This window comes from Hamadaea tsunoensis DSM 44101 (assembly GCF_000428945.1).
Lineage (GTDB): Bacteria > Actinomycetota > Actinomycetes > Mycobacteriales > Micromonosporaceae > Hamadaea > Hamadaea tsunoensis.
In genome coordinates, this window is record NZ_AUAX01000019.1 from 236,599 (window position 1) to 250,360 (window position 13,762).

The following is a 13,762-nucleotide window of genomic DNA, read 5'->3' on the forward strand; positions in this document are numbered from 1 at the left end:
GATTCGGGTGATTTCCCTGATCCAAGCGGGATCTTGGGGGCGGGGCGGGTCAGGCGCGGGTGAAGATCAGGTCGGCGATGGGGCGGCCCGCGTCGATGCCCCGCTGCTCGAACTTCGTGACCGGTCGGGTGGCCGGGCGCTGCGCGTACCCCTGGGTGGTGTTGCGCAGGCCGGGAGCGCTGCCGAGGACTTCCAGCATGACCTCGGCGTAGGCGGGCCAGTCGGTCGCGCAGTGCAGCGTGCCGCCGGGCCGCAGCGCGCGGGTGATGATCGGGATGTTGCCCGGTGCGATGAGGCGGCGCTTGTGGTGGCGGGCCTTGGGCCACGGGTCCGGGAAGAAGACGTGTACCGCGTCGACGCCGCCGGGCGGAAGCATGTGACTGAGGAGGGTGAGGGCGTCACCGCGCGCGACGCGGACGTTGGTCAGGCCCTCCTGCTCGATCAAGGCGAGCAGGTTCGCGATGCCCGCGTGATGCACCTCGACCGCCAGGTAGTCGCGCTGCGGGTCCGCCGCCGCCATCCGCGCCGTCGTCTCGCCCATGCCCGAGCCGATCTCGACAACGAGCGGGGCGCGGCGTCCGAACGTCGATTCCCACACGCCCTCTTTCACCTGTACGCCGAACGCCGGCCACAGCCGGTCGAAGGCGTCCTCGCGCTGCGGGCCGACCCGGCCGCGGCGGGGATGGAAGCTGCGGATGCGATGGGGCGTCAGGGATGTCTCGGTCATGATCGATCAAGGATACCGTCTGGAAAATTATTAACGCATTCATGTTAAGTCTTGAAAATGTTTGGCAGGTACGCGTCTACTGCTCGGTATGCCCTCTCTCCTCAGGCTGAACCGCCTCCTCCGCCCGGCGCTCGCGGTGACGCTCGCGCTGACGTCGATCGGGTACGCGCCGCCCCCCGCCCTCGCTTCCCCGGATGTGCCCGCCCTGCAGACCGCGCGGTCCGTCCGGCCCGTGGCTCCCGGGCTCACGCTGACCTCCACCGATTCCGTCGACGCCGGGGGCTGGCTGCGTACCGACGCGCTGACCGCGGACCTCGGCAACGGCACGAAGATCGACTACCTGAGCCCGGGAGCGGTCGCGGCCGACGCCACGGTACGCGGCATGGCGGCCGCCACGAAGCCGGTCGCCGCGGTCAACGGCGACTTCTTCGACATCAACAATTCCGGTGCGGCGCTGGGGATCGGCGTACATTCCGGGGAGTTGGTGCAGTCGCCGACCGCCGGCTGGTCGCACGCCGTGGGCTTCACCGCCGCCGGCATCGGCCGCCTGGTCGAGGTCGGGTTCGACGGCACGCTCACCTCGCCGTCGGGCGATCTCGCGCTGACCCAGTTCAACAACATCGTGGCGCGCGACGGCATCGGCCTGTTCACCTCGCTCTGGGGCACCTACACCCGGCAGCGGGCGGTCGACGGCGCCACGTCGGTGACGGAAGTGTCCGTGGTGGACGGTGTCGTGACGTCGGTCGGCTCCGCCGCCGGCTCGGGCGCGATCCCGGCCGGCACCTCGATCCTGCTCGGCCGCGACGCGGGCGCGACCGCCCTGGGCCGGCTCGCGGTCGGCGACCGGGTGAGCGTCGCGTACCACGCCAAGACCTCGGACGACGCCGGCCTGTACGCGGCTGTCGGCGGCAACAACATCCTGGTGAAGGACGGCGTACCGCAGACGTTCGACGACACCGCGCTGGCTGCCCGCAGCGCGATCGGGTTCTCCGCGGACGGCACGAAGATGTTCATCCTCACCGTCGACGGCAAGCAGGTGAACAGCGCGGGCGTGACCCTGACCCAGTGGGCGAAGCAGGTCGCGTCGTTCGGGGCGTACTCGGCCCTGAACATCGACGGCGGCGGCTCCTCGACGCTGCTCGCCCGCGAACCCGGCTCGGCCGACCTGACCCTGGAGAACAGCCCGTCGGACGGCTCGGAACGGGCGGTGGCCAACGGGCTCGGCCTGTACGCGCCGGCCGGCTCGGGCAGACTGACCGGCTTCTGGGTCGCGCCGAAGGCCGACCCCGCGGCGGCGCCCGGCGCCGACCAGGTGACCCTGGCCCGCCCCGACCGCGTCTTCCCCGGCCTGACCCGGGCGCTGTCGGCCGACGGTTACGACGAGACCTACGGCCCGGCGGCGGGCGACCCCTATTGGCGTACGAACATCGCGCACGGCTGGGTCTCGGGCGGGGTTTTCCACGCGCTGCTGCCCGGCGAGACCGACGTGACGGCGTTCCGCGGCACCGCGAAGGGAACGACCCACGTGACCGTCCTCGACCCCCTGGTACGCATCGCCCCGACCGCCGACCGCATCGCGCTCTCGGCGACGGGCGGCACGTTCGGCGTGGTCGGCTACGACCGCGACGGCTACAGCGCGCCGATCGAGCCGGCCGACACCAAGCTCGACTACGACCACTCGTTGTTCTCGGTCGTGCCGGGCGCCGACGGGATGTTCACGGTGACGTCCCTCCAGGCGACCGCCGCCGGGCTGATCACCGTGCACGTCAACGGTTCCACGACCTCGCTGGCGGTCACGGCGGGCCTGACCGACGTGCCGGTCGCCACCTTCGACGACGCCGCCCAGTGGACGTTCACCCAGGCCCGCGCCTCGGGCTCGCTGTCGGCCGCGGAAGGCCACACCGGCCAGGGCCTGAAACTCGGCTACGACTTCACCCAGTCGACCGCCACCCGGGCCGCGTACGCGAACCCGCCGACCCAGTTCACCGTGGCCGGACAGCCCCAGGCGTTCGGCATGTGGATCTACGGCAACGGCAAGGGCGAATGGCCGGCCCTGGAGTTCTACGACGCGCTCGGCCAGTCGCAGATCCTCCGCGGCCCCTACGTCACCTGGACCGGCTGGCAGTACGTCGAGATGGCGGTGCCGGCCGGGATCGCGTACCCGCTGAAGCTGCGGCGGTTCTACGTCGTCGAGACCAAGGCGGCCGCCCAGTACAAGGGCGAGGTCGTGATCGACGACCTGGTCGCCAAGGTGCCGCCCTCGGTCGACACCCCGGCCGCGCCACACGTCGTCGACCCCGTCGTCGGCATGGCCACCCGCGCGGACTGGCACTTCGCGGTCATGTCCGACGCCCAGTTCGTCGCCCGCTCACCCGACAGCGACATCGTCGCCAACGCCCGGCGTACGCTGCGCGAGATCAAGGCGTCCGGGGCGGACTTCGTCATCATCGACGGCGACCTGGTGGACGAGGCGTCGCCGGCGGACATCGCGTTCGCCAAGACGATCCTCGACGAGGAACTGGGCTCGTTCCCGTACTACTACGTACCCGGCAACCACGAGGTCATGGGCGGTCCCATCGCCAACTTCCAGGCGGTGTTCGGCGACACCCACCGCGTCTTCGACCACGAGGGGACGCGGTTCATCACCCTCGACACCTCCGCCCTCACCATCCGAGGCAGCGACCCCGGCCAGTACGCGTTCCTGCGTACCGCCCTGGACCAGGCGGTCGCGGACCCGTCGATCAAGGACGTCGTGCTGGTCGAACACGTGCCGCCACGCGACCCCACCCCGGGCAAGGGCAGCCAGCTCAACGACCGCAAGGAAGCCGGAATGGTCGAGAAGTGGCTCAGCGAACTCGGCAAGCCGGCCACGTTCATCGGCGGGCACGTGGGCACCTTCCACGCATCCCATGTGGACGGTGTGCCGTACTTCATCAACGGCAACTCGGGCAAGAACCCGGCGACCGCGCCGGACGACGGCGGCTTCACCGGCTGGACGCTGTTCGGAGTCACCGGCGGGAAGCTCACCGCCCAGGTCAACCCGCATGTCGACACGCTCGCCGTGACGGTGGCGCCGGTCGCGCCAGGTCAGACGGTCACGGTTTCCGGAGTGATCACCCAGCCGGGCGGGCGGATCGTGCCGGCGGCGTACCCGGTGGCGTGCTCGTGGACGTCGTCGTCGGGGGTCCGCATCGGACCGTGGTGGGCGGCGCGGCCGGGTGACGTGGCGGCCTTCGACCCGGCGACGGGAGAGCTCCGGGGCATCCGGCGCGGCACGGGATCGCTGACCCTCACCGTCAACGGCACCTCCACCACCGCGACCGTCACCGTCGCCTGACGCCCTCCGGCCCCCCGCGGCGGCGTCGCGCTTCATGATCCCGCCGGATCAGGCTTCATGATCCCGCCGGATCAGGCTCCATGATCCCGCCGGATCAGGCTCCATGATCCCGTTTGGATCAGGTAAATCACCCGAATCATGGGCCATGATTCGGGTGAAAACCCTGATCCAAACGGGATCTTGGCTTCGCCGGCGCGGCGGCTCGGCGGCTCGCCGGGGCGCGGCGGCGCGGTGCGGGGTGGGTGGGGAGACGGGGACGGGCGCCCGGCTTGTGGCCGGGCGCCCGTTGAGGGGGAAGAAAGCTCTGTTACGCCGCCTTGCGCTCCGGGACCGAGGTCTGCGGCCGGCCGGTGGTCGCCGGGGCCAGGCCCCACATCGCCGTGAAGCCGGCCGCCTCCCCGTTCAGCCAGCGGTCGATCTCCTCCGCGCCGCCGCGCACCTCGCCCAGCCGGTGGGGTACGCCGCGGCGGACGTCGACGAGGACCGGTTCGGCGTGCGGCAGGATCTGGTCCATGTGCCGCCGCATCAGATGCAGCGTCGCGGTGATCAGGTCCGGCGTCGGCGGCTGCTCGTCGAAGTGCAGCCGGACCGCCTCCTTGCGGCCGTCGGCGTACCGCAGGCCGAAGTGGGCGCTGATCCGGACCGGCAGGTTGCCCAGCAGGCCCAGTGCGTCGTGCGTGGGAGTCAGCGAGAACTCGCCCGGCTGGCCCAGCGTCTCCAGGTACTGCGCGGAGCCGGTCGTCAGGGCGATGTACAGCCTTCGCCATCGGGGCGCCACCGCCTGCGCGATGCTCGCGAGATGCAGCCCGCCGGTCCGGAACTGGATGTCGGCCTTCAGCGCCTTGACGAGCTGGCTGTGCGGGTTGAAACCGCCGCCGGACTCGCGCTGCTTGCGCAGGCCGCCGACGTACGCCGCCTTCGTCGGACCGGTCTGGTCCACGTAGCGGGTGAAGGCGAGCAGGGTGGCGTAGGGCAGCGAGCGGGCAGAAGCAGGGGTGGTCATGACGGCCTCCATCGCATGTCCTGCGGCGCCGCCCACGGTGCGCCTCCGGGCACGCGAGAGCCCGGAAACCCCGTGGTCAGCGACCGTGTTTCGTACAGACATTCTAATCGAGCGGGCCGACATTTCCCAGCCTTGAAGATCATGTACTAATCGACGTACATGCGTTTCACCAGCGGTGATGGGAGTGTGACGAAGATGGCACATTCCGAGGTCGGAGCGGTCCTTCACGAGGTGCTGAAGACGATCCGGTAATCGCATCCGCCGCCGCAGACGAACGTGCTCGTCGCGTCGTCGTCGACGTACGAGTACGCGAACGGCTGCGCCTTCTTGAACACCGCCGCGTAGTCCACCGGCCACTGGTCCGGCCGGCACTTGTCCCGCGGCGCGTACGCACCCCGGCAGCAGTACTGGTCGGTGTCGAAGACGCCGCACGGCGACTCGCAGCCGACGACGCGGCCGCCCCGGTCCACGCGCAGCTCGGGCGGGCACGGGACGGCCCGGGTGCAGCCGTCCTTCGAACAGCCGCGCGTACTGATCGGATCTTTCGTCCTGCCTTGGGCGATGTTGATCCACATCGGCACGTTCGACCCGTCGACCATGCTGACGTCGTAGAAGTCGAGCTGCTGCCAGGCCGTCAGGTTGAACTCGGCCAGCGTCGCCGGGATCACGCCGTACTGGCGGCACTGGAAGCGGCCGGCGCAGTCGCCCGTCGCGCAGCGGCCGTGCCCCGACGCGTCGAACGAGCACCCGGTACGCGCCCAGAACCGCCCGTTCCACCTGTCGGGCACGGAGATCGTCAGCGTGCCGCCGGCCGGCAGGACCCAGCCCGTCGTGGCGAGGGCGGGCTGCGGGGTCTGCTGCCACCCGGCGATCCAGAGCGTCTCGGCGAGCCGGTTGTCGAACGTGAACAGGCGGCTCCCCGCGGGCCGGGCCACCGGTGACGCGCTGCGCTTCACCGGCGATCCGCTCGACGAGCCGCTGGGCGAGGCGCTCGACGATCCGCTCGGCGGGACACCCGGTGTGGCGCCGGCGGCCGCGACCACCGACGCGACCGGCGACGCGGCAAGAGAACCGCCCTGCGACAGTTCCGCGCGTACCTCGGTGAAGACCAGGACGCCGCCCGCCACGACGAGGACGGCCGCCGCGACGGTCAGCCAGAGCCGGGGGCGGGACGGTCTCATCCGGACACTCCGAACGTGATCCGGTACGAGCAGCCGCCCTTGCAGGCCATCGTCGCCGAGTCGTCGTACGCGTACGAGTAGGCGTACGGGGCGGCGTGCTTGAAGACCTGGGTGTAGTCGGTCGGCCACTTCGACGGCACGCAGTGCTCCCGACCCGACCACGAGCCCCGGCAGCAGTACGCGTCCCCGCCGAACGCGGCGCACGCGGTCCTGCACGCCACGGTGCGGCCGCCGGCGGCGACCCGCATCCCGGCGGGGCAGTCGACCGCCCGCGAGCAGCCGGCCGCGACGCAGCCGCCCGCGCTCACGGGATCCTTGCCGGTCGCGTGCGAAACGTTGATCCACACGGGCAGGTTCGACCCGTCGACCATGCTCACGTCATAGAAGTCCATACCGCCCCAGGCCGCCAGCGCGAACTCGGCGAGCGTGGCCGGGGTGGCGCCGCCGCCGTCGCACTGGAACCGGCCGCCGCAGTCGCCGGTCTCGCAGTGCCCGCGTCCCGAGGCGTCGAACGAGCAGCCCGTACGCCCCCAGAAGCGGCCGCCCCACTTGTCCGGCACCGAAACGGTGACCGAGGCGCCCGGGCGCAGGACCCAGCCGGTGGCCGCGAGCGGGTGCTCCTTGTTCCGGTTGGCCGCCAGCCAGACGGTCTCGGACAGCTTGTTGACGAACGTCATCGTGCGCGTACCCGGTTTCGGCTTCGCCGTGGGCGACCCGGCCGCGGAGCGCGAAGGGGAGGGCGACGGAGCGGACGACGGCACGGCGACCGGCGACGAGAGCCCGGCCGACGGCGTCGGCGCGAGGGAGGCCGCCACGGACACGGGATCCGAGCCGCAACCGGCCAGCACCAGCAGGAGCGACGACAACAGCAGCCGCGCTCTCATTTCGCCGCCACGTACGCGCGCCCGACGGTCGTGATGTCCGTGCCGCTGCGGAACAGCCCCGACTGGTCCTTGTCGGACGCCGGGAGGCCGAACCACGCGTACCGCTGCAGGAAGGACAGGCCGCCGAGCATCTGGAAGGCGGCGGTGACGAAGGCCGCCTGGTCGGCCTGCGCGGGGAAACGCGTACCGTTGGAGAAGTCGATGAGGGCGAATTCCGTGAGCCAGATGGGCTTGTGGTAGCGGTTCCACACGGCCGTGAGGTACGACTTGAGCTGGCTCACGGCGTTCGCGGTGCGAAAGTCGCCGCCGTACCAGTGCAGGGCGATGAAGTCGACGCGGTAGCCCTTGGCGGCCGCCCCGCTCATGAACCGGTCGAGCCAGCCGCCGGCGTCCGCGCCGCCCCACGCGACGGCCGGGCTGCCCAGCTTGCTGCCGGTGGCCATGAGCTGCGGCCACAGCGAGAGGGCCTGGTCGGTGGACATGTTGGCCTGCCCGGACATGTCGGGCTCGTTGAAGCCCAGCAGGTAGGGACCGGCTTTCCTGGCGTCGGCGAGCGCGCTCGCGGTGACGCTGCCCGCGCCCCAGATCATCGGCACGAAGGCGGCCTTCGCGGGCGTGCTCACGCCGTCGTGCCTGGTGTTCCAGGTGTAGTACCAGCTCGCGCCGGACGAGGCGAGCGCCTGGCTGACGCCGCCGAAGTTCCAGACCGCGACACCCTTCTTCGCGGACGTCGCCGGTGGCGGCTTCAGCACCGCCTTCTTCGACGCCGAAGGGGACACCGACGCCGAGGGAGACGGCGCGACCGTCACCGGCGGACTGGCCGACACAGCCGTGGACACCGACGGTTGGGCCATCGGCGTCGGCGCGGCCGCACCCGGGCTGAGTTGCGCCACCACGAGCGCCACCGCCACCGCTAGCGTCGTCACCCCGGCCGCCGGGATCAGCGCCGTCTTGCCGGTCAGCACCCGCAGGCCGCGCGGGCGTACGACCGCCGCGTGCGGCACCGCCCTCGCCGCCAGCAGGCTCGCCGGCACCGCCAGCACCGGCACCGTCGTCACGATCCGGTCCACCGGCAGCCCCGAACGCTCGCGCGAGCACTCGGCGCAGCCGCGTACGTGGCGCGCGAAACGCTTGCGCCACAACGGACTCGGCTGCCCGTCCCAGCCGTGCGCCGTCTCGGCCAGCCCCGCGCAACCGGGTCGGCCGAGCGCGCGTACCACGCTCCGGCTGACCTCCACCTGCTCCTTCATCCGCTGTACGCGTACCGCGGCATGCTTGGTCCCGACGCCGATCGCCCCGGCGAGCCCCGCCCGGTCGACCTCGCCGATCTCCTCCAGCCACCACAGGGTGAGCAGCGTCCGGTCCTCGGGATCCAGCCAGCGGGACGCCTGCGCGACCTCCCGCCGCTGCTCCGCCAACCCCATCCGCAACGCGGTCAGCTCGTCGAACGACGCGGCCGGATCGGCGACGTCCTGAGCATCCTCCAACCCCGCCGTACGCCGTTCAGCCGCCCGGCTCGACTGGGCGGCGTCGCGTACCTGCCGGACGGCGATCGCCACCAGCCACGACCGGTACGCCGCCGGATCCCGCAGCTCGCCGAGGTGGCGTACCACCCGCAGCAGCGTCTCCTGCACCACGTCGTCGACGTCGGGCCGCCCGCCCAGCGACCGGGCCACGATGTTGTAGACCAGCGGCATCGACTGCTGCACCAGCGCGTCCAGCGCACGACGGTCACCGCGGCGGGCGGCGGCGACCAGCGGGGGATCGGGGGTGTACATCGGTTCACCTCGCGGAGGGGATCGTCAGGGGATGAGTGTGCCCAACGAGGAGACCCGCCCGCGACCTCACGGATAACAAAAATCCGCGGGTGATCCGACCCTTCAGTCCACCGGGACGGATTGGGTGGGCCGGGCCAGCATCCGCCCCGCGGCCTCGATCCCGGTGAGCGCCGCACCGTACGCGGCCAGTTCCCGCTGGAAGTGCTCGACCTTGCTGTTCCAGAACCCGAGTTCCGGGTGCAGCCGCTTGCGGTCCTGGTACGACACCATGTCGGTTTCGGGGGTGATGCCCTGGCGGAGGCACAGGTCGTCGAAGTGCGCCTTCGCGGCGGCGTAGTTCTCGCTCATCAGGAGCAGGCCCCTCTCGGCCTCGATGAGCTTGTCCCGCAGATACTCCACGTAGTCGCGGGTGATGGAGGGATCGGCAGTGGTCATACCACCTTCTACCCCCACCAGCCGGCCACGATGCACCGAATCACCCGTTCGAACCCGACCTGCGGGGACGTTGCCCGACGGCGCAGTGGTAGCAGCGTTCGACCAGGCCGTCGGCGTTGTACCAATCGTGGTCGCCGCAGTCGGCCTCCGGCTTGCCGGCGACCCCCAGGCTGACCAGGAACCAGGGCAGCCGAGCGCGGACTCGCGTACGGCACCTGAATCGACCACGCCTGTCCAGCACCGCCGCAAGGTACGCCCGGGCCGCCGGCCACCGCCACCGCTTTCATCAACCGTTCTCGACCGGAGTCCGTGATACGGGACGATCTTCCGCCAGATGGGCGGGGCGGTCGATCGCGATGATCGTTGGCGGCTGAGGTGTAAATCCGGCCCGATCTGCATGATCAATTACGCGTCAGGTGCAGCCGGGGCGGGTCAACGTGCTCCGGAACCGTAAATGATCATGCGCAAGGCGGCAGTATTCACACCTCAGCCGTAAACGATCACGACGTCGGCAGCCCACGGCGACACCTTACGAGGATCGACGGGGATCACACGACCGGCTCGGAACAGCCCCGCGCGACGGCGACACGCCGGCAGGCGAGTTTCCGCACTTGAAAGCCATGTTCACCGTCGCAGAGGTGCGATGACCTGTGCAAACGTTGCTAACTAGGGTCCGTGGGCCGTGTTTGGGCCGTCTGGCCCTTCATCAGCGCGTCGATCGCAGCGCGAGTCCGGTTCTCACTAGAAGGCATCAAGTGGGTGTAGATCCGCAGCGTGAGAGCCGGGTCCGAATGGCCGAGGAACCGCGACAGAGCCTTGATGTTCTCGCCGGCGTCGAGCAGCACCGAGGCGTAGGTATGGCGCAGAGCGTGCATGCCCCCGCTCCGAGATTGGGCGATGCCGGCCCGACCCAGTGCACGGTGCCACTGGGTCCCGTTGAAGGACTCGCGCCGGATGGGGTTACGGTGCGTGGTCGTCATGATGAGAGTCACCGTGGTCTGCGGTCCGTCGGGCTGTTCCCACGGCAGAGATACGGACACGGGCGGGAACATTGCCATGTGCGTGCGTATCCGATCCGCCAGCTCACCGGCAACCGGAATCCGTCGTGACTTGTCGTTCTTAGGCAAGCCGAACACGAGGTGTCCCCGGACGTTCTTCAGTTGCCGCCGGACATGCAACCAAGCTTCCTCATGCGCGCCGACTTCCAGGTCGTCCACGGCCAGTCCGAAGATCTCGCCCTGCCGCAGCCCGCAACCCACACCGAGATCCACGCACAGTCTGTAACGCTCGGCGAGGCCCGCCCTGATCGCGGCGACCTGATCTCTCGTCCAGGGCACCACCTCTTTCACGATTGCTCGCGGGCGGTGGATGCTCTTGGCCGAGCAGGGATTCTTGGACAACAGCTCGTCGTCCACGCCAGCGGCGAGAATCGAGTTGAGATGGGCAAAGATGGCTGACCGCGTGTTGTCCGCCAGCGTCAGCGCGAGCGCGGCATCCCAGGCGCGGATGTCGCTGGGTTTGATCGTGTTCAGGCTCCGCCGACCGAAGTAGGGGAGGATGTGCCGCCGAAGGCGACTCTCCATCGTCTCGCGAGACGATTCGTCGACCACGTGGGTCTTCAGCCAGTTTTCGGCGTACGCCGAAAACTTGACGCGGCCGGCAACAGGGTCGACGTATGTTCCTCGCAGCTTGTCTCCTTCAATGGAGATCAGGAAGTCGTCGGCTGCACGCTTCGCCCTATCGGGGAAGGACTTCGACCGTTCGCGTCCAGCGGGATCGATGTACCGCACGCGGTAGCGAAGACCAACCCCGTGGCGAGCCGTGGGCACTCGCTCCTTCTTCTTGTCCGGCCCGAGGATTTCTCGGTACCAGCGATCTTCAACATGTGCCAAGGAGCCTCCTTAGTTGGTGCACTGGTCGTGAAACCAGGTGCGTACTTGTTCGGGGTCGTAGCGCAGGTACTTCCCGACGCGGCCCGAGGGTGGGCCGGTGCGCTTCTTGCGCCAGGCGTAGAGGGTTTCGACGGGAACGCCGAGATAGGCGCTGACGTCATCGACGGTCCAGAGGGGGCGGGCCGCGACTGTGGTCAAGGGTCACCTGCCTTTGGTTGGAAGTGGGCTGATTGCTTTGTGTTGCAGACATACCGGTGCCTCCGAGGCCTGTTTATCCACTATGGAGTTTTCAAGGAACGGGTTCGCGTGGTCGGGCATCCTTGTGGTCTGTCCGGTGGTCACGGGGTGGTCAGTGGTTGGTGAGGGCGTCGCGGATCGCGCCTCGTCTGGCTCTGGCCATGGCGGCTGAGGTGTTGGCGAGGATGGCGTCTCCGGTGGTGTGCCAGCCGCTGCCGGCGTAGGTGAGGCTGCCGACGATCAGGGTGGTTTCCTCGTCGGCGTGGTCGGCGGTGCGGATCGGCTCGGCGGGCCGGGGTGCCCGGTGGTAGTCGCGCCGGGCGGTGCGCAGGGCGGTGAAGGTGACGCTGTAGCGGCGGGCGGTGGTGAAGAAGTGGCCGCCGAAACCCAGCAGGTGCGCCCAGCGGCGTAGCCGCGAGTAGGGCTGGTCTACATCGGATGGGCTGCTGTTCGGGCGTGTGGTGTCAAGGTTGTCTTGACGCGTCGGGGCGCAGTGCACGCAGTGGGCGAGGCGGGTGGGTCGGGCGCAGGTGGGGCATGTCCAGCGCGGTCCGAGGGCGGTCGAGCGCCGTACGCGCGCCGGGCGTAGCAGTCTGGCCGTGGTGGCGGTGGGGCGGCCGAGGTGCCAGCAGGCGGCGATGAGGCGGTGCGGGTGGTCGCCGTCAGGGTCGGCGTAGGTGTCGTACGTGTCGTCGGTGATCCGCCCGGACGCGTGGCCGGTGACCTCGGATCCCTTCGTCGCGTATTTGGACAGGTAGCCGGCTACTTGGCCGTCGGTGATGGGGTCGGTGCCGGTGAGGGCGAGCGGACGTTTGTCGAGCTGCTCTCCCCAGGCGATCACCCACCCGTCGGCCTGGTCGGGGTGTGGTGGGGTGGTGAAGGCGATGCTGTCGCGGGCGTGCTGGAGGGCGGCTTCGATGTCGTCGGTGGTGAACGCGTCGGGCGGGGGGACGACCGCGGTGGGGTCGAGGGTGGCGACGCCGTCGAGGCGGACCAGGGCGTGGAAGTGCGCCACGCCGCGTGCTTGGAACTCGGCCGCCTTACCGTGGGACAGCCGCACCGGCGGGACGGTGCGGGGTTTCCCGTCGGGGGTGTAGCCGATCAGGACGTTGGGGATGCCGCGTTCGCGGGCGAGTTGAGCGAGGTACCTGTCCGCAGCTTGTTTGGTGCGCCGCCACAGCTCACCGGAGAAGCTGTTCCAGACGACCTGGGCGTTGTGGTCGTAGCAGTCCAGACACAGCGGCCTTCCGGTGCGCCGGTCGCCGGGCTCGTGCCGGGAGAAACACACCGCCGACGTCCCGTGGACACAGGTACGAGGGTCGCGGGGGCCGGTGCGGGCGTGGCACGGCTCGGCCCGGCAGTCGCAGCGAGACCGCTTGGTGCAGGTGTGACGGCGCACGACGCGGCGGTGCACGGTCCCGAAGCTGGGCGCGGTGAACGTCGCGAACGTCGCCGGATGCGACGCGACGCTGTCGGGGACGCCTTTGCCGCCGACGAGTCCAGCGCGTAGGAGTTGGTAGGCGTCCTGTTGGTAGAGCTTGGAGCAGGACGGGCATACGGACGCCAGGCGGGAGCCGCAGGCTTTGTAGATCTCGCCGTCGGGCATGTTGTCGGTGCGGCGGATCGCGGTGATCGTCGCGGAGTCGCCGGTCTTGGTGATGGTGTAGATGGAGCCGACGAGGCGGATCGGGCGGGTGCAGCCGGCGGCGGGGGCGATGTGGTGCAGCCACCGGTCCATGTCGGTCGACGCGGCGCGGACGGCGATGTGGTCGCGGGCGTTGACCGGGCGCAGGTCTTGCCATGGGCGGGTGGGGGTCGGCTCGGCGGCCGGGGCCGCACCCAGCGGCATGGTGCTGCTGGGTGCGACGGTCGGGGTCGAGACGTTCACCGGGTGGTCTCCAGAACCTTGCCGTTGTGCACGGTCGGGCCGGACGACGTGACGGGGTTGAGCGCTGCTCGGACGGCGTGGGCGGTCTCGCTGGAGATGCGCAGCCGGACGGCGAGCTGGGGCACGGTGATCGGGGTGCCGGTGGTGGACAGGTGCACGCGGGCGAGCTGGCGGGCACGGGCGAGGAGCTCCGGGGTGACCTGGGGCCGGGTGGCGGCGGCGTCGGCCACGGTGACGGGGGTGTCGGTGGCGGAGGCGGCGGCCGGCGGCGTAGGTGTCGCGGGCTGGTCGGGCGTGACGACAGGGACCGGGGTACTGACCACGACCGGTGCGGTCACGGTGGCAGGCGGCGTCGGTGCGATCGGCGGGAGCGCCGGGGCCGGGGCGGGCTCGACCGGGA

Annotated in this window: 10 protein-coding genes and 1 pseudogene; 1 reads left to right on the forward strand and 10 read right to left on the reverse strand. The window is 70.3% G+C overall.

Features of this window, described 5'->3' with window-relative positions:
• Window positions 1–49: 49 nt before the first annotated feature.
• On the reverse strand, window positions 50–727 hold the full coding sequence (gene trmB / locus G401_RS0126300; RefSeq protein ID WP_027344829.1) for a tRNA (guanosine(46)-N7)-methyltransferase TrmB: 678 nt from the start codon (window positions 725–727) through the stop codon (window positions 50–52).
• 88 nt (window positions 728–815) lie between these two features.
• On the opposite strand from trmB, the gene G401_RS48545 reads away from it, so the two are divergent.
• Entirely contained in the window at window positions 816–4,064 is a 3,249-nt protein-coding gene (locus G401_RS48545) for a phosphodiester glycosidase family protein (RefSeq protein ID WP_051367177.1), read from the forward strand.
• A gap of 307 nt (window positions 4,065–4,371) precedes the next feature.
• Here G401_RS48545 and G401_RS48550 read toward each other — a convergent pair whose 3' ends face one another.
• From G401_RS48550 to G401_RS0126350, 9 genes and pseudogenes are all read right to left on the reverse strand, one after another.
• On the reverse strand, window positions 4,372–5,067 hold the full coding sequence (locus G401_RS48550) for a hypothetical protein (protein WP_051367184.1): 696 nt from the start codon (window positions 5,065–5,067) through the stop codon (window positions 4,372–4,374).
• A gap of 224 nt (window positions 5,068–5,291) precedes the next feature.
• Window positions 5,292–6,248 (reverse strand): thaumatin family protein, encoded by a 957-nt coding sequence (locus G401_RS0126315; RefSeq protein ID WP_051367178.1) that lies wholly within the window; start codon window positions 6,246–6,248, stop codon window positions 5,292–5,294.
• Window positions 6,245–7,132, reverse strand: a complete 888-nt coding sequence (locus tag G401_RS0126320; protein WP_084557616.1) for a thaumatin family protein — start codon at window positions 7,130–7,132, stop codon at window positions 6,245–6,247. Before G401_RS0126320 ends, G401_RS0126315 begins: the two co-directional genes overlap by 4 nt.
• A complete protein-coding gene (locus G401_RS0126325) occupies window positions 7,129–8,910 on the reverse strand; it encodes a sigma-70 family RNA polymerase sigma factor (RefSeq protein WP_027344832.1) in 1,782 nt (593 codons plus the stop codon). The genes G401_RS0126320 and G401_RS0126325 overlap by 4 nt, the downstream gene beginning before the upstream one ends.
• Before the next feature lie 102 nt (window positions 8,911–9,012).
• Entirely contained in the window at window positions 9,013–9,345 is a 333-nt protein-coding gene (locus G401_RS0126330) for a hypothetical protein (protein ID WP_027344833.1), read from the reverse strand.
• Between the two features lie 662 nt (window positions 9,346–10,007).
• A complete protein-coding gene (locus G401_RS0126335) occupies window positions 10,008–11,237 on the reverse strand; it encodes a tyrosine-type recombinase/integrase (RefSeq protein ID WP_027344834.1) in 1,230 nt (409 codons plus the stop codon).
• Window positions 11,238–11,246: 9 nt separating this feature from the next.
• On the reverse strand, window positions 11,247–11,435 hold the full coding sequence (locus G401_RS0126340) for a helix-turn-helix domain-containing protein (protein WP_027344835.1): 189 nt from the start codon (window positions 11,433–11,435) through the stop codon (window positions 11,247–11,249).
• Window positions 11,436–11,586: 151 nt separating this feature from the next.
• The gene (locus G401_RS48555) at window positions 11,587–13,362 is read right to left on the reverse strand and encodes a replication initiator (protein ID WP_157546345.1); all 1,776 of its coding nucleotides are present in this window, start codon (window positions 13,360–13,362) and stop codon (window positions 11,587–11,589) included.
• Window positions 13,359–13,762: pseudogene (locus G401_RS0126350) on the reverse strand (hypothetical protein); the annotation flags it as partial. The gene G401_RS48555 and the pseudogene G401_RS0126350, both read right to left, overlap by 4 nt.